This is a genomic window from Streptomyces sp. CNH287 (assembly GCF_000424825.1).
In genome coordinates, this window is record NZ_AUKQ01000021.1 from 1 (window position 1) to 21,818 (window position 21,818).

Sequence of the window (21,818 nt, forward strand, 5' to 3'; positions counted from 1 at the left end):
AACGTTGTGTGGGCTCTGATCCGTGACGGAAGGTGCTACCAACGTGAACTCCCGGTCACAGTGGCGGCTTGACAACATCATTAGGAGGTGAGGGCCGTGCCGTCCCGCTACCGGCGATCGCGGTCCGCCGGTGGCGGGGCCTGCGCACCCGAGGGGGATCAGCGCGGGAGGGTACGCGCGACGCGGAATCCCACGTCGTCGACCTGGAAATCCGGGTGGCTGCGGCGCCGCGCGGAGGCCCGGCAGCTCCAGTGCTCATCGAACCAGCCACCGCCGCGGAGCACCCTGTAGGCACCGTAGACCTCGGCGTCGTAGACGTCCCAGCACCAGTCCCAGACGTTGCCGAGCATGTCGTAGAGCCCCCACGCGTTGGGGCGTTTGCCGCCCACCTCGCGGACGCGCTCGTGTGAGTTGCCGCGGTACCAGCCGATCTCGTCGAGCTCTCCGTAGTGCGGCCCGGCCGTCCCGGCCCGGCAGGCGTGCTCCCACTCGGCTTCGGTCGGCAGCCGGTAGCCGTCGGCGGACGCGTCCCACTCGATGTCCTCGGCCCCGGCAAGGAAGTGGTACGCGGGTGTGAGGCCGTCGCACCGGGACAGGGCGTTGCAGAACCGGGCCGCGTCCCACCAGGAGACGCACTCGACGGGCAGCTGGTCCCCGCGGGCGGCACTCGGACGCCGGCCGGTGACCTGTGCGTACCGCGCCTGGGTGACCGGGAACGCCGCGAGCTGGTAGGGCGCGAGGTCGACGGGCCAGCTGCGCTGTGTCCGCCGGTCCGACAGCGTCACCCGTCCCGGCGGGATGGCGATCATCTCGTTCCCCGTCGTCAGGTCCATGATCGGGAGATCCTAGCGCGCCCCGCCAGGGCGAGACGTGCGGCCCGCCCGCGGGGCCCTGGCTCTGGCCGGTTCCGAGGGTTGCCGTAAGAACAGTTGCGATATATCGTTGAAACATCGCGACCGATCAAAGAGAGATCCGAAAGGCAGGTACAGCGATGAGTGCACAGGGACATACGCATGGCCGTGGCCGGGGCGGTGGAGGCTGCGGTCCCCGTGAGTCGGAGGGCTGGCGCGCGGCGTTCGGCCCCTTCGGGCCTCCGTTCGGCGGCGGCCCGCCCTTCGGGCCCCGCGGTCGCGGCGGCCCGCGCGGTCGGGCGCGGCGCGGGGACGTACGCGCCTCGATCCTGAAGCTGCTCGGTGACCGTCCGATGCACGGGTACGAGATGATCCAGGAGATCGCCGAGCGCAGTGGCGGCGCCTGGAAGCCGAGCCCCGGGTCCGTCTACCCCACGCTCCAACTGCTGGAGGACGAGGGGCTGATCGCCAGTGAGAGCGAGGGCGGCAAGAAGCTCTTCGCGCTCACCGAGGCGGGCCGCGCCGAGGCCGAGGCCGCGCCGGACGCCCCCTGGGAGGAGGCCGGCCGCGGTGTCGACTGGGAGGCGATGAACGAGATCCGCAAGGCGGGCGGCGGGCTGATCGAGGCGTTCAAGCAGGTCTGGGCCACGGGCACGCCGGAGCAGCGCGAGAAGGCGCTCGGTGTGGTCAACGACGCCCGCAAGCGGCTCTATCTGATCCTGGCCGAGGATGAGGACTGAGGACTGTGGGTGGGCCTGGCGGGCCGCCGGTCTGACGTCTGGTCAGTTCCGGTTGCCCGCCCGGCCCGTCGGCCGCCAGATCCTGGCAGTGTCGAAGGAGTCGTTGGCGCGCGGCAGGCGCAGGTCGTCGTGGCAGTGGAAGGCGGCCCAGAAGAGGTCGCCGGGAAGCGCGTCGGCGGGCGCGTACACGCGGTACACGTACTGCTTGCCGTCCGTTGCGGCCAGGCCGACCAGCCAGCAGTCCAGGGTGGGGCGGGCGGTGCTGGGCATCGGTCTCCTCGGGCCGGGCGGAGGGCATGCTGCCGGAGCGGGTCACCGCTGCCGCGAGGGGGGACGAGCGGCGGGCGGGTGAGGTTGCCTTCTCCTTCTCAGGGAGGAGGCGGCGCGCCCCGGTGCCCGACCTGGGGGGTACTGGCATATGCCACTGAGCGAGGATGTCCGGGAACTCCCGTTGTGATCAGGTGGGACGGTGCACAGCCGTACGCCGTCCAGTGGGCCCTCCGACCACGAAGCCGAGTACCAGTTCAGCGCGGAACTGGTCTCGGTGATAACCACGGCACGCCGCCGTGCGGCCCGTGACGCCGACCAGCAGATCGACACCGCCCACCTGCTGCACGGCCTGCTGGAAGACGACCCCGAGGTGGTCCGCCTGCTCGACGGCGGCCCGCAGGCGGGCAGGCTCCTGGGCTATCTGGTCCAGCGCAGCATCGGTTACGGGCTCCGCTGGCAGGGCACCGTCGAGGACTCCGGCGCGCTCCCGGTGGTGTGTGCGGACGGGGTGCCCGGCTGGTCCCCTGCGGCCGTGACCGCGCTCGGCCGGGCGGTGACGCGGGCACGGGAGCGGGGAGCGGCGCGGGCGGACGGGGTGGACCTGTTCCTGGCCCTGCTGCGGGACGGGGAGTGCCGCGCGGTGGAGGTGCTGCGGCGGGTGGGTATCGACGTGGAGCGGCTCGCGGACCGCTTCCACGACAGGTGTGAACAGGGTGACACTCCTGTCGGTGCTTGACATGATGTGCCGATGCACGCCACCTCGCCCCCGTCTCCCCTGCCTCGCGCCGCGCAGCGCCGGAAGGCGGGCCTCACCCTGGCCCTCCTCTCCGCCTTCGCCTTCGGCGGTTCCGGCCCCGCGGCCAAGCCGCTGATCGAGGCGGGCCTGGACCCGCTGCACGTGACCTGGCTGCGTGTCACGGGCGCGGCCCTGGTGACCCTGCCGCTGGCCTGGCGCCACCGGGGGCTGCTGCGCAGCCGTCCCGGACTGCTCGCCGGATTCGGGCTGCTGGCCGTCGCGGGCGTGCAGGCGTGCTACTTCGCGGCGATCTCCCGCATCCCCGTCGGGGTCGCCCTGCTCATCGAATACCTGGCGCCCGCCCTCGTGCTGGGCTGGGTCCGCTTCGTCCAGCGCCGCCCGGTCACGCGGGCGGCGGCCGTCGGGGTCGTGCTCGCCGTCGGCGGGCTGGCGTGCGTCGTGGAGGTGTGGTCGGGGCTGAGCTTCGACGCCGTCGGGCTGCTGCTCGCGCTCGGCGCGGCCTGCTGCCAGGTCGGCTACTTCGTCCTGTCCGACCACGGCAGCGACGGCGCGGACGGCCGGGAGGCCCCGGACCCGCTGGGCGTGATCGCCTACGGCCTCCTGATCGGCGCCGTCGTGCTCACCGTGGTGGCGCGGCCGTGGACGATGGACTGGGCCGTGCTCGGCGGCGGAGCGGACCTGGACGGCACGTCCGTACCGGCGGGGCTGCTGCTGGCCTGGATCGTCCTGGTGGCGACCGTCGCGGCGTACCTGACCGGGGTGGTGTCCGTACGGCGGCTCTCGCCGCAGGTCGCGGGCGTGGTCGCCTGCCTGGAGGCGGTCGTTGCGACCGGGCTCGCCTGGATACTGCTCGGTGAGCACCTCTCGGCGCCGCAGACCGTCGGCGGCGCCCTGGTGCTGGCGGGCGCCTTCATCGCGCAGAGTTCCGCGCCGAAGCCGCCGTCGCCCGCCCCCGTCGCGTCGGGCCCCCCGGGTGCGGGCGAGGCGCGGTCAGGAAACGCCTTGCCGGTGGAGACGGACGCGCCGTAGGGTCTCGGGCATGCACAACAGTGTGATCACTCCGCCGGTCGCCTAGAGCGGCCAGCTGACGAGGACCGCGCCGCGGATCGGGACACCGCCGCCGCGCAGGAAGTCGCTGCCCGCATACGGCTCATGCGACCACTTCCTGAACCGCGCGGAGTACACACGTGTTTCCTTCTGCCCTTTCCGCTGCCGCCGGACTTCCCGTCCGGCGGGGCCTCTTCTTCCTGGCCGTGGCCGGTGCCGCCTGGGGCACAGCCGGGGCGGCTGCCGCCCTCCTCTACCGCTCCAGTGATCTCGGGCCGCTCGCCCTGTCGTTCTGGCGCTACGCGGGCGGGCTGGCGCTGCTGCTCGCGGTGGCGGCGCCGCGCGCCCTCCGCGCCCGTACCGCCGCCACCGCGGCACCGGCCGTCCTGCCCGGGCGGGAGCCCTGGCGGCGGCGTGCCGCCCGCACCCTCGCCACCGGCGTGGGGCTCAGCGTCTTCCAGACGGCCTACTTCGCCTCCGTGCAGCGGACCGGACTGGCCGTGGCCACGGTCGTCGCCCTGGGGGCCGGACCGGTGCTCATCGCGCTCGGCGCCCGGCTGACTCTGGGCGAGCGGCTCGGCCGGTCCGGGCTTGCCGCCGTGGCGGGCGCGCTCGCGGGCCTGCTGATCCTCTACTTCGGCGGCGGTGAGGGTGCCGAGGGCGGCGACGGTGCGGTGGAGCCGTTCGGGGTCGCCCTGGCGCTGCTGTCGGCGGCGGGCTACGCCTTCGTCACACTGCTGACCCGGTGGGAGGGGCGGACCGGCGTGAACGGCGACGCCTTCGGCACCACGGTCCGCTCGTTCGCCGTCGGCGCGGTCTGCCTGCTGCCGTTCGGTGCTGCCGAGGGACTCCTGCCGCACACCGCCGACCCGCTGCTGGTGTTGGTGCTGTTGGCGTACGTGGCCGCGGTGCCGACCGCGCTCGCCTACGCGCTCTACTTCGCCGGGGCGGCGGTCGTACGGGCCGCCACGGTCTCTGTCGTGATGCTCATCGAGCCGGTCAGCGCCGCCGTGATCGCCGTCGCGCTGCTGGGGGAGCGGCTGACCGCGGCGACCGCCGCCGGCACGTTGCTGCTGCTGGTCACGGTCGCCGCTCTCGCGCTGTGGGAGGTGGGCTTCAGCGCCGCCCGGCGGTGACGAAGAGCGGCACGGTCAGCAGGAACCGCCCCGACGCGGCGCGCTGACGCTGGTCGGCGATCCACGTCTGTGCGTGGGTCGCCGGCCATGGTGACGTCCGCGAAGCCCGCGTCGAGCAGCTGCGCCCGGCAGCGGCGCGCGGCACGCTGATGGGCCAGCCTGTCCGCGCGGACGTGCATGAGGAACACCGCGCAGGACGCACACGCGGTGCGCGCCCGTCAGCCGAGCGCGTGGAGGTAGGCGGGCTCGGCCGTGCCGGGCGCCAGGTCGTCGGCCGGTACCGGAGCGCCGTACGCGGTGGTGACCGGCAGGACGCCCGTCCAGTAGGGGAGCGGGACGTCCTCCGGTTCGTCCCCGGGGCCGCCGGCGCGCACCTTGGCCGACACCTCGACCAGGTCGAGGGCGAGCACGGCGGTGGCCGCCAGCTCCTTGGTGCTTGCCGGGCGGCAGTCGGCGGCGCGGCCCGGGAGCACTCCGTCCACCAGCGCGTCGAGCGCCGCCTCGCACTCCTGCCGGTCGGTGACGGCGCGGGCGGTGCCGTGTACGACCACCGAGCGGTAGTTGACGGAGTGGTGGAAGGCGGAGCGGGCCAGGACCAGTCCGTCGAGGTGGGTGACGGTGACGCAGACCGGCAGCCCCGGGTCCGTACGGCCCGCCTCGCGCAGCGGCCGGGACCCGGTGGAGCCGTGCAGGTAGAGGCGCTCGCCCGCGCGGGCGTAGAGCGTGGGCAGCACGACCGGCGCTCCGTCGCGGACGAAGCCCAGGTGGCAGAGGTAGCCAGCGTCCAGGATCGCGTGTACGAGGGGGCGGTCGTAGGACGCCCGGTCCTGGTTGCGGGTGGGCACGGTGCGCTCGGTCACCGCGTACGAGCCGGGGGCGGGGGCGTCGGACATGCGGGTCTCCTTGCGGAATCTTTTGTACTAGTGCATAATTATGTTTGTGTTAGGAGAATATACGATCGAAGGGCGGCGCGCAGCCGAGATCGCGGCCAGCGTGGAGCGCGGCGTCGGCTCCGGCGGCTTCGCGCCCGGTCAGGCGCTGCCCCCCGTCCGCGAGTTGGCCGCCACGCTGGGGGTGAACGCCAACACGGTGGCCGCCGCCTACCGTTCGCTGCGCGAGCGGGGGGTGATCGAGACCGGTGGCCGGCGCGGCAGCCGGGTGCGCGCGCGGCCTGCCAGCACGCCCCGCGAGGACCTGCGGGTCGAGGTACCGCCAGGGGTGCGGGACGTCTCGCAGGGCAATCCCGACCCCGCGCTCCTGCCCCCGCTGGGCGAGGCGCTCGCGGTGGCCGCCCGGCGCGACCCGGTGCTCTACGGCGCGCCCGCCGTCACCCCCGAGCTGGCCGGGGCGGCTCGCGCGGCGCTGGACGCGAGCGGCGTCCCCGGCGGACCGGTGGCCGTCACCTCCGGATCACTGGACGCCATCGAGCGCGTGCTCGCCGCGCATCTGCGCCCCGGGGACACGGTGGCCGTCGAAGACCCGGGCTGGGGCAGCCTGCTGGATCTCGTCCCCGCCCTGGGGCTGCGCGCCGCACCGGTCGCGCTGGACGACGACGGCCCGCTTCCCGCCGCCGTCGAGAAGGCGCTGCGGGAGGGGGCCCGCGCCCTGGTGATCACTCATCGCGCGCAGAACCCGACGGGCGCGGCGGTCTGTGCGGCCCGCGCGGCGGAGCTGCGCGCGGTGCTGGCCGCGCATCCGGACACCCTGCTGATCGAGGACGACCACGGGCACGGCATCGTCGACCTGCCCCTGCACCCGCTCGCCGGTGCCACGGCGCACTGGGCGTTCGTCCGCTCCACCGCCAAGGCGTACGGCCCCGACCTGCGCCTGGCCGTGCTGACCGCAGACGCCGTCACGCACGACCGGGTGGGCGGGCGGCAGCGGCTGGGTCCCGGCTGGGTGAGCCACCTGCTCCAGGACGCCGTGGCGCACCTGTGGGCCACCGGTGCGGTCGGCGCGGAGGTGCCCCGGGTCTACGGGGAGCGGCGCTCGGCGCTCGTGCGCGAACTGGCGGTGCGGGGGGTGCCGGCGCACGGCCGCAGCGGACTGAACGTCTGGGTGCCGGTGCCGGACGAGACCGGCGCGGTGACCCGGCTGCTCCAGTCGGGCTGGGCGGTGGCTCCCGGCGCGCGCTTTCGTACCGGGTCGCCGCCGGGGGTGCGGCTGACCGTCTCCCGGCTGTCCCCGGCCGAGGCCGGGCCGCTGGCCGAGGCCGTCGCGGCGGCGCTGCGGCCGGCCGGGGGCCGGCGCTACGACTGACGGCGGCGCCGGGCGGCGCCGGGCCGGCTCTGGGTGAGAGCGGCACCCAGCAGGATGACGACGGCACCCACCGGCGTGTTCCAGCTGAGCCGCTCGCCCAGCAGTACGACACCCGCCACAGTCGCCACCACCGGGATGAAGTAGGTGACCAACTGACCCGTGGTCGGGCCGACTTCGGCGACCAGTCCGTACTGGATGAGGACGGCCAGCCCGGTGCCGAGCGTGCCCAGCGCCGCCACCGCCAGCAGCGGACCGGCGGTAGACGAGTCGGGCACCGAGGTGAACAGCGGCGTCACCACCGCCAGTTGCGCGGTGGCCAGAAGCAACTGGCCGCTGGACATGGACAGATGGGAGTGCGGGCTGCCCGCCAGATTTCTGCGCACGTACAGCCAGCCGACCGCGTAGCTGGCGGCGGCACCCAGCGCCATCGCGGTGCCCGCGGGGTCCTGGCCGGAGAAGCCGCGCCAGGCGCCGAGCACCGTCAGCACGCCCGCGAAGCCGAGCACCAGCCCCGCCACGCTGCGCCGGGTGGGCCGGTCCTCGGAGAGGGCGGCGAGCGAGAGCAGCATGGCGAACAGCGGGGTCGTGGCGTTGATGATGCCCGCCAGGGTGGAGGAGATGGACAGTTCGGCGTAGGCGAAGAGGGAGTAGGGCAGGGCGTTGATGAAGAACGCCGAAACCGTCAGATGCGCCCACAGCCGCGGAGCGCGGGGAAGCCGCTGTCGCTTCAGCGCGAGCACCGCCACCAGCACCAGGGCACCGAACAGCAGCCGCCCGAAGGCCACTTGGAGCGGCGCGTACGCCTGGGTGCCGATCTTGATCAGCAGAAAGCTGAAGCCCCACACCAGGCACAGCACCCCGAAGCGGACGCGCCAGTCGAGGCCCCGGCGGGCCCTGTCCGGCCGCGCGCCGGTGGCGGACCCGGCCGCGGCGGGCTCGGCGGCTGCCCGGGGAGCACCGCCGGTCCGGTGGGGCGAACGGATGCGCGCGGCTGAGTCCATGGCTCCACGCTTCCCGCACAGAAGCTTTAGCACAAGCGAGATTTTCTTTCGCCGACGACGTAGTGTCGCTTACATGTTGAACCTGGAGAGACTGCGCACCCTGCACGCGGTCAGCTGCCACGGCTCGGTGGGCGGCGCCGCCGAAGCGCTGCACGTGACCACCTCCGCCGTCTCCCAGCAGATGGCGAAGCTGGAGCGGGAGACGGGCCAGCCGCTGCTGACCCGCAACGGCCGCGGCATCCGGCTGACCGACGCGGGCAGGCTGCTGGCCGGGCACGCGGAGCGCATCCTCTCGCAGCTCGAACTCGCGCACGCCGAACTGGAGGCGCAGCGCGGGCAGGCCGTCGGCGAACTGCTGCTGGCCGCCTTCCCCACCGCGGCCCGCGGCCTCTTCCCGGCGGCTCTGGCCCTGCTGCGCGAGCACCATCCGCGGCTGCGCGCCCGGCTCACCGAGCGCGAACCGGCCGAGTCGGTCCGGCTCCTGGTGCGCGGGGACATCGACCTGGCCGTCGTACTGGACTGGCACAACCGGCCGCTCTCCCTCCCTGGCGGCCTCGCCAAGGCGCCGCTGCACGACGACATCGCCGACGTCGCGATGCCCGTCGGCCATCCGCTCGCCGGGCGGCCGTACGTCGCGTTGGTCGACTTCGCGGAGGACGAGTGGATCTCCTGGCCCGAGGGGGAGTTCTGCCACGACTGGCTGATGTTCACCCTGCGCGGCGCCGGCATCGAGCCGCGCATCGCGCACCAGGCGGAGGAGCACCACACCCAGCTCGCTCTGGTGGCCCGGGGGCTGGGTGTCGCGGTCGCGCCCCGGCTCGGGCGCGGCCAGGTGCCCGAGGGGGTCGCGGTGGTCCCCGTCCGGCACACGATGCAGCGGCACGTCTACGCGATCTGGCGGGAGGACGCGGACCGGCGCCCCTCCATCCGGGCGGCGGCAGGCGCGCTCCGGCTGGCGGCGCGGGAGGTCGAGCCGACCTGCTGAGGGCGCGCGGCGCGCCTCGGCCCCGGGCTCCGGCTGCGGTCAGCCCGGGCCGGTCCGGGCCTGTTCGCGACGGCCGTCTCAGCCCAGCAGGATGCGTCCGTCCGCGATCGACACGTTCACCTCGGGCAGCCCCTTGGTGGCCGGGCCGCGGGCGACCCCGCCGTCGCTGATGTCGTACCGGCTGCCGTGGCAGGCGCAGTTGATGGTCCCGTCCGCCACCGAGCTGACCAGGCAGCCCCGGTGCTGGCACACCGCCGAGTACGCCTTGAACTCGCCCGCCTCCGGCTGGGTGACCACCACTTTCCGGGACGCGAAGATCCGGCCTCCGCCGCGCGGGATCTGCGCGGTACGGCCCAGCTCCACGCCCTTGCTCTCCTCGGGCCGCGGGCTGCCGCTGCGCTCGCCTCCGCTCTCGCCGCCCCCGCCGGAGCCGTCGCCGCAGGCGGCCTGGGGGACCCCGAGACCGGCGGCCCCCGCCGCGGCGAGCACACCGCGGCGGGAGGGGGTGGGTGCGCTGTCGTTCATGGTGGCACTTCCTGTCTGGTCGGGCACGGTTCTCAGCTTCTTACGGAACCGCCCGCCCCAGCGCTCAGCGACACAGGGCCGTCCGCAGGAACCGCAGTTCCGCCTCCAGCAGCCGCGCCCCGGTCGTCTCGTCCTTGACCATGTGCGAGGCGCCCGTCAGCGGCAGCACGGAGTGCTCCCGGCCGGCCGCCAGCAGGGCGGCCGAGAAGCGGAGCGTGTGCGCGACGGCCACGTTGTCGTCCGCCAGCCCGTGCACCAGCAGCAGCGGGCGGCTCAGCGCCGGGGCCTCTGCCAGCAGCGAGCAGCGGTCGTAGTTCTCCGGCTCCTCCTCCGGGTGTCCCAGGAAGCGCTCCTTCCAGTGTGTGTCGTAGAGGCGCTGGTCGGTCGGCGCGGCCCCGGCGACGGCGGCGCGGAAGACGTCCGGGCGGCGCAGCACGGCGGCCGCGGCCAGCGTGCCACTGAAGGACCAGCCGCGGATCGCCACCCGGTCCGGGTCCAGGTACGGACGGGCGGCGGTGACCGCGCGCAGCGCGTCGACCTGGTCCTCCAGCACGGGCGTCAGCTGGTCCCCGCGTACGGCCTTCTCCCAGGCCGGGCCGCGTCCTGGGGTCCCGCGCCCGTCGGTGACCAGCACCGCGAAGCCCTGCTCGGCGAACCACTGGGACACGCACGCGTGCCAGTGCCGCGCCCGCAGCGCCAGCCGCAGCCCGGGCCCGCTGTACGGGTTCAGCAGCACCGGCAGTTCCGCGCGTCCCGCCCCGCCCGCCGCGTACCCGGACGGGAGGAACAGCGTGCCGCGCAGCCGCCGCTCACCCAGCGTCAGGTACTCCGGGCGGGGCGGCACCGCCGGGTCGGCCGCCAGGGAGCCGATCCGTGCCCCGGCGCCGTCCGCGCGCCCGTCCCCGTGCAGCACCGTCACCTCCTGGCCGTGCTCCGTCAGGCCGCTCAGGACCGTGGTGGCGCCACCGCTCGCCGCCTCCTGGAACCTGCCGGGCCGCCCGCTCAGCCGGACGCATCCCGCGCCGGGGGAGTAGCGCCACACGTGCTCCTCGAACGGGTCGTCGGTGCCGGTGAACAGCACCTCCTCGCCCGCCGTCGAGAGCACGCCGGTCACCTGGAGCCCCGGCGGGGTGACCGTCCCGCCCCCGACGGCCAGCCGCCGGGTGTCCTCGCTCTCGATCGGGTGCACCAGCGCGCCCGAGGCGGTGCGGCAGGGCGTACCCGGCACCAGCTCCACCCAGTGGGGGTCGCGCTGCTCGTGCAGCAGCCGGGTCGCGCCGTCTGCGGGGTCGACGGCCAGCACGCGCAGGGTGCGCTGGTCCCGGCTCTGCACGGCCGCCAGCGGACCGTGCGCGTCCCAGTCCACCGCCGCCACGTACTCGAAGGCGGCGCGGTCCCAGCGCACCTCGTGCCGGGGCGCGCCGTACGCCAGGGGCAGCAGGTGCAGCGACACGTCGGCGTTCGCCGTCCCGGCGGTCGGGTAGCGCAGCACGCGCGGCGGCGCCTCGGGCCGTGCCGGGTCGCTCAAGTAGCGGCGCCCGACCCCGGACGTGTCCACCCGGGCGGCCAGCAGCGCCGAGGAGTCCGGCGCCCACCAGTAGCCGCGCAGCCGCCCCATCGACTCGGCGGCGATGTAGTCGGCGAGCCCGTACGTCACCTCCGTGTCCTCCGGCGCGGCCAGCAGCCGGTCACCGCTGCCGTCCGGCGCCACCACCCGCAGCTCGCCGCCGGTCACGTACGCGATCAGCCGCCCGTCGGGTGAGGGCCGCGGGTCGGCGACAGGGCCCGCGGCGGGCACCGTCACCGGCGCCCGCCCGTCGTCGCGCACCGCCCACAGCAGCCCGCCCAGCGCGAAGACCGTCAACTCACCCGCGGCGTCCGTCGCGTACTCCGCTATGCCCTCGGCCATGTCGCGGGTCCGCTCGCGGCGGGCCCGCTCATGCGCGGTCACCGCGCCGCCGGTGCCCGCGCCCAGCGCGTACGGGTCGGCGAGCAGTCGCTCCGCTCCGTCCTCCCACACCCACAGGCGGCCGACGGGGTCCTCGCTCCCGGTGGACCGCACGAAGCGCACGCGGGTGCCGTCCGGTGAGACGGTGAGGTGGCTCACCGTGCCGAGCGAGAAGCGTCGGGTACGGGCGAAGTGGCGGGGGAACCCAGGGTGGGTGATCGAGGCGTCCATGGCGGGGACTCTCGCACATGGGGTCGGCGGCGGGTGCCACGACTGCGTGGGCCGGTATTCGGCACCGGGGCCGACACGAATGCCGCCCCTCGGGGTGCAGGAGGCGCTCCACGGCCGTACCGGGTGGTGCGCGCGCCGATTCCCTTACAGCCGAAGGTTCTTGACGGGCAGTCACTTCCTGACGTCGCCTCATTTCCCTTGTCGCGCGCCGGAAGGCAGAATGACCGCCGCGCGAGATGAGGCGGAAGGCAGAGGTGGCTGGCCATGGTTGAGGTGGATACGACGGTGCCGCATTCGGCTCGGATTTACGACTACGTCCTGGGCGGTAAGGACAACTACCCGGTCGACTGGGAGGCGGCCGAGGAGTCGCTGAAGGTCTGGCCGGGCCTGTGGACGAGCATGCGGGTCAACCGGGCCGTCATGCGGCGCATGGCGCACTGGCTGGCCACCGAGGGCGGTGTCCGCCAGTTCCTCGACGTCGGCACCGGTATCCCCACGTCGCCGAATCTGCACGAGGTGGTGCAGGAGACCGCTCCCGAGTCCCGGGTGGTCTACGTGGACAACGATCCCATCGTGCTCGTGCACGCGCGTGCCCTGCTGACCAGCACCCCGCAAGGCCGTACCGCCTATGTCGAGGCGGACATGCGGCAGCCCGCGGGCCTCTTCTCGGCACCGGAGCTGAGCGAGACGCTGGATCTGAGCCGCCCGGTGGGGGTCACGGTGATCGCGATGCTGCAGTTCGTCGAGGACGCCGTGGGCCTGATCGAAGAGCTGACGGCACCGCTGGCGCCGGGCAGCTACCTGGCCGTGACCGCGCCGACGGCGGACCTGGCGCAGGGGTCCACCGCGCTGGCCGAGGTCTACAACCGCCGGGGCGTGCCCATGTATCTGCGCTCCCGCAGCGAGATCGAAGCCTTGTTCGCCGACCGCTGCGAGCTGATCGAGCCGGGCGTGGTGCCCATGCAGCACTGGCGCCCCGAAGCGGGCGAGAAGCCGGTGGGCGTCGAGCAGGCCAACATGTTCGCCGGTCTGGGCCGCCTCCGCTGACGTCCGCATCTGCTGGGGAGCACCAGCGTACGCGTGGGGGTGACTTCCCGCGAAGCCGGGGGAGGGCAGGGGAAGCGCCGGACGCCCTGGGCCGTGCGGCCCGGGCGGTGCCCTCTGCAAGCCGGGCCCTCGCCCCACCCTGTCAGGGGTTCTCCGCCGTATAGCCTGGCGCAATGCTCCCCGAAGTCACCGCCACCCGCTACGTCACGCCCCTGCGGGAGGGCGGCTCGCTGCCCGGCCTGCTGGAGGCCGACGACCTGGGCACCTACGTCACCAAGTTCACCGGGGCGGGCCAGGGCCGCAAGACGCTTGTCGCCGAGATCATCTGCGGCCGGCTCGCCCAGCGGCTGGGCCTGCGCGTGCCGGAGCTGGTAGGGGTGCGGCTCGACCCGGTGATCGGTCCCGGCGAACCCGACGAAGAGGTGCAGGAGCTGCTCAAGGCCAGCGGCGGCCTCAACCTCGGCATGGACTTCCTGCCCGGCTCGCTGGGCTTCGACCCGCTCGCCTACGAGGTGAGCCCTGCGGAGGCGGGCCGGGTGGTCTGGTTCGACGCGCTGGTCAACAACGTGGACCGGTCCTGGCGCAACCCCAACATGCTGGTGTGGCACCGGGACCTGTGGCTGATCGACCACGGGGCCGCCCTGATCTGGCACCACAACTGGCCCACGGCGCACGCCGCGGCGGCCAAGCCGTACGACGCCTCCGACCACGCCCTCGCCCCCTTCGGACCCGACGTCCCCGGCGCCGCCGCCGCACTCGCCCCCCTGGTCACCCCCGAACTGCTGGCGCGCTGCGCCGCCGACGTGCCGGATGAGTGGCTGCTGGACGAGCCGGGCTTCGAGAGCCCCGACGCGCTCCGCCGCGCCTACACCGAGGTGCTGGCCGCCCGCGCGGCTACGATCCACGAGCGCGTCACCGTCGGCGCGCGCAGCGAGGACCGCCCCTCGCAGGCGCCCGGCTGGCTGACGGGGCGTCCGGAGCGGGAAGGGAGTGACGCCCAGTGACCCGCACCGTGCCCGTGCCGCCCCGCGTGGTGTTCGAGTACGCGCTGCTGCGCGTCGTCCCCCGCGTCGAACGCGGCGAACGGATCAACGCCGGGATCGCGCTCTACTGTCGGGCGCACTCCTTCGTCGCCGCCCACACCCATCTGGACGAGGAGCGGCTGCGCGCGCTGGACCCGGGCGCGGACGTCGCCGGGGTGCGCGCGGCGCTGCGTGCGGCCGAGGGCGTCTGCCGGGGCGGACCGGCCGCCGGGCAGGCGGCCGGGGACGAGGCGGGGCGGCGCTTCCGGTGGCTGGTCGCGCCGCGCAGCACCGTCGTGCAGCCCGGTCCCGTGCACACGGGGCTGACCGCGGACCCGGCGGCGGAGGCGGCGCGGCTGCTGGACCTGTTGGTGCGCTGAGCGACTCCTGTGCAGGCCGGTGTCGAACCCCGCCGCGCTGCCGACCGTTGACAGCGCGTGTCCGGCCTTCTAGCGTCACGACTGCCATAGCTACTAAGCGGTTGCTCACCACTGTGCCAGGGCGAGGAGAACCAGCATGTCCACCACCGAGCAGCGCGTCGCGATCGTGACCGGCGCGGCCCGAGGGATCGGCGCGGCCACGGCCGTCCGGCTGGCGGCCGAGGGCCGCGCGGTCGCCGTACTCGACCTGGACGAGGCGGCCTGCGCGGAGACCGTCGCGACGGTCATCGGCGCGGGCGGGAAGGCGGTCGCCGTCGGCTGCGACGTGGCCGACTCCGCCCAGGTGGAGGCAGCCGTCGAGCAGGTCCGCGAGCAGCTCGGCGCGCCGACGGTCCTGGTCAACAACGCCGGGGTGCTCCGCGACAACCTGCTGTTCAAGATGAGCGACGCGGACTGGGACACCGTGCTGAACGTGCACCTGCGCGGCGCGTTCCTGATGTCGCGCGCCTGCCAGTCGCACATGGTCGACGCCGGGTTCGGGCGGATCGTCAGCCTCTCGTCCAGCTCCGCGCTCGGCAACCGGGGGCAGCTCAACTACGCCGCGGCCAAGGCCGGCATGCAGGGCTTCACCAAGACCCTCGCCAAGGAGCTGGGCAAGTTCGGCATCACCGCGAACGCCGTCGCGCCCGGCTTCATCGCCACCGACATGACGGCCGCCACCGCCGAGCGGGTGGGCATGGGCTTCGAGGACTTCCAGACCGCCGCCGCCTCGCAGATCCCCGTGGGCCGGGTCGGCCGCCCCGAGGACGTCGCCAACGCCATCGCCTTCTTCGCCGGGGATGCCGCGGGCTTCGTGTCCGGCCAGGTCATGTACGTGGCCGGCGGCCCGCTCAACTGACGGAGGGACTGCGCATGACACAGCAGGAGACCGGCGAGGTCGCGCTGATCACCGGCAGCAGCCGGGGCATCGGGTACGGCGTCGCCGAGGCGCTGGTCGCCCGGGGCGACCGGGTCTGCGTCACGGGGCGGAACGAGGAGGCCCTCCAGGAGGCGGTACGGCAGCTGGGGCCCGGCCGGGCCATGTACGCCGCCGGCAAGGCTCACGACGAGGCGCACCAGGCGGCGGCCGTCGAGCAGGTCATGGAGCGCTTCGGCCGGATCGACCACCTGGTCAACAACGCGGGGACGAACCCGGTGTTCGGCCCCATGGCGGAAATGGACCTGGGGGTCGCGCGCAAGGTCTTCGAGACCAACGTGATCTCCGCGCTCGGCTTCGCCCAGCGCACCTGGGCCGCGTGGCAGCGGGACAACGGCGGCACGGTGGTCAACATCGCCTCCATCGCGGGCGTCTCCGCCTCTCCCTTCATCGGCGCCTACGGCATGAGCAAGGCCGCGATGATCAACCTCACCCAGCAGTTGGCCCACGAGTTCGCCCCCGTGGTGCGCGTGAACGCGCTGGCCCCGGCAGTGGTCAAGACGAAGTTCGCCGCCGCCCTCTACGAGGGCCGGGAGGAGGAGGCCGCGGCGCGGTACCCGATGGGGCGGCTCGGCGTACCGGCCGACATCGGCGGGGCGGTCGCCTTCCTCACCTCCGCCGCCTCCGGCTGGATCACCGGCCAGGCCCTCGTCGTGGACGGCGGGCTCTTCCTGAACGCGGGCGTCTGACCCGCACCGCAACCGCTTCACCTCCGCGCGCAGTTCGGGCGCCGGTCCACCGTGACCGGCGCCCGAACTGCGCGCGCAGGAAAAGCCCGTGCGGAATATCTGATGCCATGCATTCTGCCCGGCCGAATGCTGAGGTATGGTCTCACTCGCTTCCGGCCGGGTATACGTGTCCGCGCAGGCATATGCCCGAGTGTGGCATGCGCGGAAACACCTGCCCGCGCCGGCAGCCGATTCATTCCAGGAACGCACCACCAGCAGAGGAATCCAGGCCGGCGCAGGAGCGTGCACGTGTATGACCGGAAGTTGCCTCGGCTCGTCTCGGCGCTCGTACTGACCGCATCCCTGCTCGCGGGCTGCGGCGTACTTCCGGGCGGCGAAGAAAAGGACCAGACCATTGTGGTCGGCACGACCAGCGCGCCCAGTGTGCTCGATCCCGCGGGAGCCTGGGACGGTTCCTGGGAGCTGTTCCGCAATGTGTACCAGACCCTTCTGCACTTTCCGAACTCGAGCAGTGCACCGGAACCGGATGCCGCGCGGCGCTGCGGATTCAGTGATTCCGCAAGCCGGGTCTTCCGCTGCACGCTGCGCTCGGGACTGGAATTCTCCAACGGCAACCCGCTGGACGCGCGGGCGGTCAAGTACTCCCTCGAGCGGGTGCGCCGCATCAAGGCGGAGACCGGCCCGGCACCCCTGTTGGAGGGTGTGGAGCGCATTGACACCCCGGACGCGCACACGGTCGTCTTCCACCTCGAGCGGTCCGACGCCACCTTCCCCTTCGTCCTCGCCACCCCGGCCACCGCCCTCGTCGACCCGGAGAGCTACCCCGCCGGCGAACTGCGCGAAGGTGACGGGATCACCGGTTCGGGCCCGTACACGCTGGAGTCCTACGCGGACGGGAGCGAGGCGCGGCTGACCGGGAACACGCGCTACCAGGGGCCTGCCGACCGGCGCAATTCACGGGTCACCATCCGCTACTTCGAGGATTCCGGCTCCATGGTGGAGGCTCTCGAAGCGGCCGAAATCGATGTGATCTACCGGGGATTGACACCGCGCCAGATCACCCGCTTCGAGGAATCGGCGGCCCGTGGCGAGGACAAGATCAACCTGAACGAGATGGCGGGCACGGAGATCCGCTATCTGGTCTTCAACGCCCGCCACGAGCCGGTGGGGAATCCGGCCGTCCGCAGGGCGATCGCTCAGTTGATCGACCGTGCGGCACTGGTCCGGAAGGTTTACGCGGGAACGGCCGAGCCGCTCTATTCCATGGTGCCCGCCCGCATCACCGGGCACACAAACGCTTTCTACGACCGCTACGGAGAACCGAGCCGCCGCAAAGCGCAGACCATCCTCCGGAATGCGGGCATCGAGGAGAAGGTCTCCCTCACGCTCTGGTACGCCACCGACCGTTACGGTGCCACCGCGAAGCGCGAGTTCCAGGAGATCGAGAGACAGCTGGAGGATTCCGGTCTCTTCGACGTCGCACTCGTCGGCCGCACCTGGAAGAAGTTCCAGGCGGGCTACGCCAAGGGCGAATACCCGGTGTTCGGCAGAGGCTGGTTCCCCGACTTCCCCGACGCGGACAACTACATCGCCCCCTTCGTCGGCCGGCACAACGTGCTGGGCACCCCGTACGAGAACGACGCCATCACCAAGGACCTCCTGCCCCGCTCGCGCCAGGAGAGCGACCGGGGCGTGGCCAGCCGCGTCTTCGCCAGGACGCAGCAGCTGCTGGCGGAGGACACCCGGCTGCTCCCGCTGTGGCAGGGGCGGGTGTACGTGGCCTCGCAACGCGAGATCGCGGGGGTCGAACGCTGCCTCGACCCATCGATGATCATGCAGGTGTGGGAGCTGCACCGCAAAGCCAGCTGGTAGCCGCCTGGCGGCGCCTCCGAAGGGGCGCACGGCGCGCTGTCAGTGGTGCCGGGTACGTTGCGCTCAGCAGTGGAGATCAGCACTGAGATCAACACACCCGCACATACCGGAGGTTGAGGCGTGAACGGCATGCTGCCCGAGTCCTGGCAGGACGTCCTCGGCGAGGAGCTGGAGAAGCCCTACTTCAAGGAGCTGACCGCCTTCGTCGACGAGGAGCGGGAGCGCGGGCCGGTCTACCCGCCGCGCGAGGAGGTCTTCGCGGCGCTGGAGGCCACTCCCTTCGACCAGGTCAAGGTGCTCGTCCTCGGCCAGGACCCGTACCACGGGGAGGGCCAGGGGCACGGCCTGTGCTTCTCCGTGCGGCCCGGCGTGCGCACGCCCCCGTCGCTGCGCAACATCTACAAGGAGATGCGCGAGGAGCTGGGCCACCCGGTGCCCGACAACGGCTATCTGATGCCCTGGGCCGAGCAGGGCGTGCTCCTGCTCAACGCGGTGCTCACGGTGCGCGCGGGCGAGGCCAACTCGCACAAGGGCAAGGGATGGGAGCAGTTCACGGACGCCGTGATCCGGGCCGTGGCCGCCCGCCCCGACCCGGCGGTCTTCGTCCTGTGGGGGGCGTACGCGCGCAAGAAGCTGCCGCTCATCGACACGGAGCGGCATGCGGTGGTGCAGGGGGCGCATCCCTCGCCGCTCTCCGCGAAGAAGTTCTTCGGCTCCCGCCCCTTCGGGCAGATCGACCGGGCGGTGGCCGCGCACGGGCACGCGCCCATCGACTGGCGCGTCCCGGACCTGGGCGCCTGAGCCGCGTTGTCAGTGGGGCCCGCTAGCGTCGGAGATCCAGTGCCGTGACGTGACCAGACGTGCGGCGTGACGCGTACCGCAGGAGGCACCCCGTGGCCGAGCCGCACGAGCGGGCGTTCGAGGACGCCCTGATGACCCGTATCGGCCAGGCGGTGATGCTGCACCGGGGCGGTGACCGGGAAGAGGCCCGGCACCGCTTCGCCCGGCTCTGGGAGGAGGCGGGCGGTGAGGCGCCCGGAGACGTCCTCTTCCACCGCTGCACCATCGCGCACTACATGGCGGACACCCAGGACGACCCGGCCGACGAGCTGGAATGGGACCGTCGTGCGCTGGCCGCCGCCGACGCGCTCGCCGGGGAGCGGGTGGCCTGGGGGCGCCATGAGCTGGCGGTGCGGGCGCTGTACCCCTCGCTCCACCTCAACCTCGCGGCCGACCACGTGAAGCTGGGCGACACCCGCTCGGCGCGCCGCGAGCTGCACCGGGCGCACGGAGCGTCGGGGGCGCTGGCCGAGGACGACTACGGCAGGGGGATCAGAGCCGCGATCGAGCGGCTGGAGACGCGCATCGCGCGGATGGATCAGCCGTAGTTCTCCTGGCAGATGCGCGCCGCCGCGCTGTCCGGGCCCCACTGGCCGTACTGCTGCCCCAGCCCGCACACGTCGCCGGCGGCCTCGCGGGCCGGGGGCACCTGGACCGGCGCCGGGTTACCGGCGTCCCCGCCCACCTGCGGCACCCCCGGCAGCGCGGGCGCGGGCTGCACGGCGCGCTTCGGCGCGGGGGCCGGGCGCGGATCGGCCGCAGGCGCCCCCTTGCGCCGCACGGCGCGGGACCGCTCCGGGTCCGGCCGGGACCCGCCCAGCCGCGCCGTCGGCTTGGCGCTGCGCGGAGTGGGCACACCGGCCTTCTCGGGAGCCGAGTCCCGGCGATCGCCGCCGTCCGGAGACCCGGAGCCCGGCACGGTCACACAGCCGGAGAGCGCCGAGGCGGCGACCCCCACGAGCAGTACTGCTTCTTTCACACGTCGCATTCGGGAAACTCTGCTGGGCGAGGCCCCCCGGCGGATAGCCCCCACAGGGGTGAACGCGGGGGCGCGCAGGCGCCGTCCGCGGTGCGGGGCGGCTGCCCCGGGCCCTGGGCGGCCCGCGTATGCTGCCGGGGCGGTACGGCCGGTGCCCGGGCGTCCGGGCCGCCGGCGAGCCGCAGGCGGGGAGAGCCGGAGTGTCCGGGGAGCGAGCGTTCAGGGGAGCCAGCGTGAAGGTCGGCATCATCGGGCTGGGCAGCATCGCGGAGAAGGCGTACCTGCCCGTGCTCACCGCCCAGCCGGGGCTGGAGCCCCACCTGGTCACCCGTGACCCGGCCGCGCTCGAGCGCCTCGGCGAGGCGTACCGCGTCCCGCGCGGCCAGCGGCACGGCTCCGTGGCGGAGCTGCTCGCGACCGGGCCCGACGCCGCGTTCGTGCACGCCGCCACGGCGGCACATCCCGAGCTGGTGACGGCGCTGCTCGACGCCGGGGTGCCCACCTACGTCGACAAGCCGCTGGCCTACGAACTCGCGGACGCCGAGCGGCTGGTGTCCCTCGCCGAGCGGCGCCGGGTCTCCCTCGCCGTCGGCTTCAACCGCCGCTTCGCGCCCGCCTACGCGCAGTGCGTCGAGCATCCCAGGGACCTGATCCTGCTCCAGAAGCACCGGGTCGGCCTGCCCGAGGACCCGCGGCGCATGATCTACGACGACTTCATCCACGTCGTGGACACGCTGCGGTTCCTCGCCCCGGGCCCCGTCGACCACATCGGCGTACGGGCGCGGGTGCGCGACGGACTGCTGCACCACGTGGTGCTCCAGCTCGCCGGTGACGGATTCACCGCCATCGGTGCGATGAACCGCCGCTCCGGGTCGGCCGAGGAGATTCTCGAGGTCTCCGGCCAGGACGCGAAGCGCGAGGTCCGCGACCTGGCCGCGATCGTCGACCACAAGGGCCAGCCGAGTGTCCGCCGACGCGGTGACTGGGTATCCGTCGCCCGCCAGCGCGGTGTCGAGCAGGTCGTGCTCGCCTTCCTCGACGCGGTGCGGGCGGGCGGGACGCTCAGCGCGCAGGACGCGCTGCGCACCCACGAGCTGTGCGAGCGGATCGTCACCGAGACGCGGGAGCAGGGCGCCTGACCCGGGCCCGCACCGCCGGCGCCCTCAGCAGGGCTGTGTGGGCACCGCGATCCGTTTGTCCGCAGCCTCCCGCATCGCCTGCGAGCTGGGACCCGCGCCCTGCTGCGGTGCAGGTGCAGGTGCCGCGGGGGACGCGGCGGCGGCCGGTGAGGACACCGCCCCCCGGCCTTCGGCAGCGCCGCGCGGGGCTGGTTCGGTCGCGCTCGCGCCGCCGGTGTGCGGGGTGGGCCCGGGGATCACCACGGACGCGGGCTGACCGCTGTCCGGAGCACCGAGCCGGGCCACGCTGTCCCTGGTCAGGATGGCCAGGCCCCACCCGGTGAGCAGTGCGGCGGCGAGGGCGGTCAGTGCCCCCGGCACACCGAAGCGGAAGCCCTCCTCGAGCAGGATGAGGCCGACGGCCGCGGCCACCACCGGGTTGACCACGGTGGCGGTGGCCAGCGGGGCGGCGAGCCCGCCGCCCCGGTAGGACGCCTGGGCCGTGGCGAGCCCGGTGACCGCGAACACGGCGATCAGCAGGAGCACGGGCAGCGCCTCCGCGATCGAGGTCAGCGCCCAGCCCTCGGCCACCGTCTTCACGCACACCGACGCCGTACCGAAGGCCACACCGGCCGCCATCGCCAGCGACACGCTCCGGGCGCCCGGGCGGCGCACGCCGCTGGCCACCCACGCGGCGGCGAGGAAGCCCGCGATCGCGGTGGCCGCGACCCCGGCCACCGCGTACTGCTCGGCCTCGCTCAGCGGCCGGGACTGGTGTGCGCCGGTGAACGTCAGAATCCCGGCCAGACCGACCGAGACCAGGGCGATCCCCCGCCAGGCCGTGCTGGTGACGGGACGCTTGACCATCACGGCCGCCATCGGCGCCGCGATCACGATCGTCAGCACGCCGAGCGGCTGCACCACGGTCAGTGGTCCGAGGCCGAGGGCGGCCACGTGCAGCAGGGCGCCGACGCCGTTGAGCACGACGGCGACCCACCACCGCCCGCTGCGGAGGAGGGCGTAGCGGCTCGGCGCCGTGGTCGCCGCGAGCCTCTCCTGGACGATCGCGGCGGCGGCGTAGCAGACGGCCGACACGACGGAGAGCAGGATCGAGGACAGCAGGGCACTCATGGGCGGTCCCGATG

At 73.7% G+C, this 21,818-nt stretch carries 23 protein-coding genes; 15 read left to right on the top strand and 8 right to left on the bottom strand.

Annotation, left to right across the window (positions count from 1 at the left end; genetic code table 11):
* Positions 1–158: 158 nt before the first annotated feature.
* Entirely contained in the window at positions 159–833 is a 675-nt protein-coding gene (locus H299_RS0120525) for an SUMF1/EgtB/PvdO family nonheme iron enzyme (protein ID WP_027749939.1), read from the bottom strand.
* Between the two features lie 158 nt (positions 834–991).
* On the opposite strand from H299_RS0120525, the gene H299_RS38495 reads away from it, so the two are divergent.
* Positions 992–1,591 carry a PadR family transcriptional regulator gene (locus H299_RS38495; protein WP_078512904.1) on the top strand — a complete coding sequence of 200 codons (600 nt, stop codon included), beginning with the start codon at positions 992–994 and terminating at the stop codon, positions 1,589–1,591.
* A 42-nt stretch (positions 1,592–1,633) separates the two neighbouring features.
* Here H299_RS38495 and H299_RS0120535 read toward each other — a convergent pair whose 3' ends face one another.
* Entirely contained in the window at positions 1,634–1,861 is a 228-nt protein-coding gene (locus H299_RS0120535) for a hypothetical protein (protein WP_037759849.1), read from the bottom strand.
* Positions 1,862–2,060: 199 nt separating this feature from the next.
* Here H299_RS0120535 and H299_RS35250 point away from each other — a divergent pair, with 199 nt between their 5' ends.
* The 3 genes from H299_RS35250 (at position 2,061) to H299_RS0120555 (ending at position 4,801) form a co-directional block, all read left to right on the top strand.
* The gene (locus tag H299_RS35250; RefSeq protein WP_037759851.1) at positions 2,061–2,597 is read left to right on the top strand and encodes an ATP-dependent Clp protease ATP-binding subunit; all 537 of its coding nucleotides are present in this window, start codon (positions 2,061–2,063) and stop codon (positions 2,595–2,597) included.
* A gap of 12 nt (positions 2,598–2,609) precedes the next feature.
* A complete protein-coding gene (locus H299_RS0120545; RefSeq protein WP_051262669.1) occupies positions 2,610–3,647 on the top strand; it encodes an EamA family transporter in 1,038 nt (345 codons plus the stop codon).
* Between the two features lie 158 nt (positions 3,648–3,805).
* Entirely contained in the window at positions 3,806–4,801 is a 996-nt protein-coding gene (locus H299_RS0120555; RefSeq protein ID WP_027749943.1) for a DMT family transporter, read from the top strand.
* A gap of 218 nt (positions 4,802–5,019) precedes the next feature.
* On the opposite strand, the gene H299_RS0120560 is transcribed toward H299_RS0120555, so the two are convergent.
* On the bottom strand, positions 5,020–5,694 hold the full coding sequence (locus H299_RS0120560) for a pyridoxamine 5'-phosphate oxidase family protein (protein ID WP_027749944.1): 675 nt from the start codon (positions 5,692–5,694) through the stop codon (positions 5,020–5,022).
* A gap of 46 nt (positions 5,695–5,740) precedes the next feature.
* Here H299_RS0120560 and H299_RS0120565 point away from each other — a divergent pair, with 46 nt between their 5' ends.
* Positions 5,741–7,060, top strand: coding sequence for an aminotransferase class I/II-fold pyridoxal phosphate-dependent enzyme (locus H299_RS0120565; RefSeq protein ID WP_027749945.1), 1,320 nt, complete (start codon positions 5,741–5,743; stop codon positions 7,058–7,060).
* Here H299_RS0120565 and H299_RS0120570 read toward each other — a convergent pair.
* Positions 7,051–8,061, bottom strand: a complete 1,011-nt coding sequence (locus tag H299_RS0120570; protein WP_051262670.1) for a DMT family transporter — start codon at positions 8,059–8,061, stop codon at positions 7,051–7,053. The genes H299_RS0120565 and H299_RS0120570 overlap by 10 nt on opposite strands.
* Positions 8,062–8,134: 73 nt before the next feature.
* Between H299_RS0120570 and H299_RS0120575 the strand changes: the two genes are divergently transcribed.
* Complete coding sequence (locus H299_RS0120575; RefSeq protein ID WP_027749947.1) at positions 8,135–9,046, top strand: LysR family transcriptional regulator; 912 nt, start codon at positions 8,135–8,137, stop codon at positions 9,044–9,046.
* A 78-nt stretch (positions 9,047–9,124) separates the two neighbouring features.
* Here H299_RS0120575 and H299_RS0120580 read toward each other — a convergent pair whose 3' ends face one another.
* Positions 9,125–9,571 carry a Rieske (2Fe-2S) protein gene (locus H299_RS0120580; protein WP_027749948.1) on the bottom strand — a complete coding sequence of 149 codons (447 nt, stop codon included), beginning with the start codon at positions 9,569–9,571 and terminating at the stop codon, positions 9,125–9,127.
* 64 nt (positions 9,572–9,635) lie between these two features.
* On the bottom strand, positions 9,636–11,750 hold the full coding sequence (locus H299_RS0120585) for a prolyl oligopeptidase family serine peptidase (RefSeq protein WP_027749949.1): 2,115 nt from the start codon (positions 11,748–11,750) through the stop codon (positions 9,636–9,638).
* 264 nt (positions 11,751–12,014) lie between these two features.
* On the opposite strand from H299_RS0120585, the gene H299_RS35255 reads away from it, so the two are divergent.
* The 8 genes from H299_RS35255 (at position 12,015) to H299_RS35260 (ending at position 19,124) form a co-directional block, all read left to right on the top strand.
* Complete coding sequence (locus H299_RS35255) at positions 12,015–12,797, top strand: SAM-dependent methyltransferase (protein ID WP_051262671.1); 783 nt, start codon at positions 12,015–12,017, stop codon at positions 12,795–12,797.
* Between the two features lie 173 nt (positions 12,798–12,970).
* Positions 12,971–13,801: a HipA family kinase gene (locus H299_RS0120595; RefSeq protein WP_027749950.1), complete on the top strand. Its 831-nt coding sequence runs from the start codon at positions 12,971–12,973 to the stop codon at positions 13,799–13,801.
* A 14-nt stretch (positions 13,802–13,815) separates the two neighbouring features.
* The gene (locus H299_RS0120600) at positions 13,816–14,199 is read left to right on the top strand and encodes a DUF3037 domain-containing protein (RefSeq protein ID WP_037759872.1); all 384 of its coding nucleotides are present in this window, start codon (positions 13,816–13,818) and stop codon (positions 14,197–14,199) included.
* A 136-nt stretch (positions 14,200–14,335) separates the two neighbouring features.
* Positions 14,336–15,097 carry a 3-oxoacyl-ACP reductase FabG gene (gene fabG, locus H299_RS0120605; protein WP_027749952.1) on the top strand — a complete coding sequence of 254 codons (762 nt, stop codon included), beginning with the start codon at positions 14,336–14,338 and terminating at the stop codon, positions 15,095–15,097.
* 14 nt (positions 15,098–15,111) lie between these two features.
* Positions 15,112–15,864, top strand: coding sequence for an SDR family oxidoreductase (locus H299_RS0120610; RefSeq protein WP_027749953.1), 753 nt, complete (start codon positions 15,112–15,114; stop codon positions 15,862–15,864).
* Positions 15,865–16,152: 288 nt separating this feature from the next.
* A complete protein-coding gene (locus tag H299_RS0120615; RefSeq protein ID WP_027749954.1) occupies positions 16,153–17,736 on the top strand; it encodes an ABC transporter substrate-binding protein in 1,584 nt (527 codons plus the stop codon).
* A gap of 129 nt (positions 17,737–17,865) precedes the next feature.
* The gene (ung, locus tag H299_RS0120620) at positions 17,866–18,537 is read left to right on the top strand and encodes a uracil-DNA glycosylase (protein WP_027749955.1); all 672 of its coding nucleotides are present in this window, start codon (positions 17,866–17,868) and stop codon (positions 18,535–18,537) included.
* Positions 18,538–18,629: 92 nt separating this feature from the next.
* Positions 18,630–19,124: a hypothetical protein gene (locus tag H299_RS35260; protein ID WP_037759854.1), complete on the top strand. Its 495-nt coding sequence runs from the start codon at positions 18,630–18,632 to the stop codon at positions 19,122–19,124.
* Here H299_RS35260 and H299_RS0120630 read toward each other — a convergent pair.
* A complete protein-coding gene (locus tag H299_RS0120630) occupies positions 19,115–19,564 on the bottom strand; it encodes a hypothetical protein (protein WP_037759856.1) in 450 nt (149 codons plus the stop codon). The two genes, H299_RS35260 and H299_RS0120630, sit on opposite strands and share 10 nt — an antisense overlap.
* Positions 19,565–19,788: 224 nt before the next feature.
* Between H299_RS0120630 and H299_RS0120635 the strand changes: the two genes are divergently transcribed.
* Positions 19,789–20,694, top strand: a complete 906-nt coding sequence (locus tag H299_RS0120635) for a Gfo/Idh/MocA family protein (RefSeq protein ID WP_027749957.1) — start codon at positions 19,789–19,791, stop codon at positions 20,692–20,694.
* A gap of 24 nt (positions 20,695–20,718) precedes the next feature.
* Here the strand turns inward: H299_RS0120635 and H299_RS35265 are convergent, their stop codons facing one another.
* The gene (locus H299_RS35265) at positions 20,719–21,804 is read right to left on the bottom strand and encodes a DMT family transporter (protein WP_051262673.1); all 1,086 of its coding nucleotides are present in this window, start codon (positions 21,802–21,804) and stop codon (positions 20,719–20,721) included.
* Positions 21,805–21,818: the final 14 nt, after the last annotated feature.

Coding starts and splice junctions, on each gene's coding strand:
- H299_RS0120525 (WP_027749939.1), bottom strand. CDS start 833: ATGGACCTGACGACGGGGAACGAGATGATCGCCATCCCGCCGGGACGG.
- H299_RS38495 (WP_078512904.1), top strand. CDS start 992: ATGAGTGCACAGGGACATACGCATGGCCGTGGCCGGGGCGGTGGAGGC.
- H299_RS0120535 (WP_037759849.1), bottom strand. CDS start 1,861: ATGCCCAGCACCGCCCGCCCCACCCTGGACTGCTGGCTGGTCGGCCTG.
- H299_RS0120545 (WP_051262669.1), top strand. CDS start 2,610: ATGCACGCCACCTCGCCCCCGTCTCCCCTGCCTCGCGCCGCGCAGCGC.
- H299_RS0120560 (WP_027749944.1), bottom strand. CDS start 5,694: ATGTCCGACGCCCCCGCCCCCGGCTCGTACGCGGTGACCGAGCGCACC.
- H299_RS0120570 (WP_051262670.1), bottom strand. CDS start 8,061: ATGGACTCAGCCGCGCGCATCCGTTCGCCCCACCGGACCGGCGGTGCT.
- H299_RS0120575 (WP_027749947.1), top strand. CDS start 8,135: ATGTTGAACCTGGAGAGACTGCGCACCCTGCACGCGGTCAGCTGCCAC.
- H299_RS0120580 (WP_027749948.1), bottom strand. CDS start 9,571: ATGAACGACAGCGCACCCACCCCCTCCCGCCGCGGTGTGCTCGCCGCG.
- H299_RS0120585 (WP_027749949.1), bottom strand. CDS start 11,750: ATGGACGCCTCGATCACCCACCCTGGGTTCCCCCGCCACTTCGCCCGT.
- H299_RS35255 (WP_051262671.1), top strand. CDS start 12,015: ATGGTTGAGGTGGATACGACGGTGCCGCATTCGGCTCGGATTTACGAC.
- H299_RS0120595 (WP_027749950.1), top strand. CDS start 12,971: ATGCTCCCCGAAGTCACCGCCACCCGCTACGTCACGCCCCTGCGGGAG.
- fabG (WP_027749952.1), top strand. CDS start 14,336: ATGTCCACCACCGAGCAGCGCGTCGCGATCGTGACCGGCGCGGCCCGA.
- H299_RS0120610 (WP_027749953.1), top strand. CDS start 15,112: ATGACACAGCAGGAGACCGGCGAGGTCGCGCTGATCACCGGCAGCAGC.
- ung (WP_027749955.1), top strand. CDS start 17,866: ATGCTGCCCGAGTCCTGGCAGGACGTCCTCGGCGAGGAGCTGGAGAAG.
- H299_RS0120630 (WP_037759856.1), bottom strand. CDS start 19,564: ATGCGACGTGTGAAAGAAGCAGTACTGCTCGTGGGGGTCGCCGCCTCG.
- H299_RS35265 (WP_051262673.1), bottom strand. CDS start 21,804: ATGAGTGCCCTGCTGTCCTCGATCCTGCTCTCCGTCGTGTCGGCCGTC.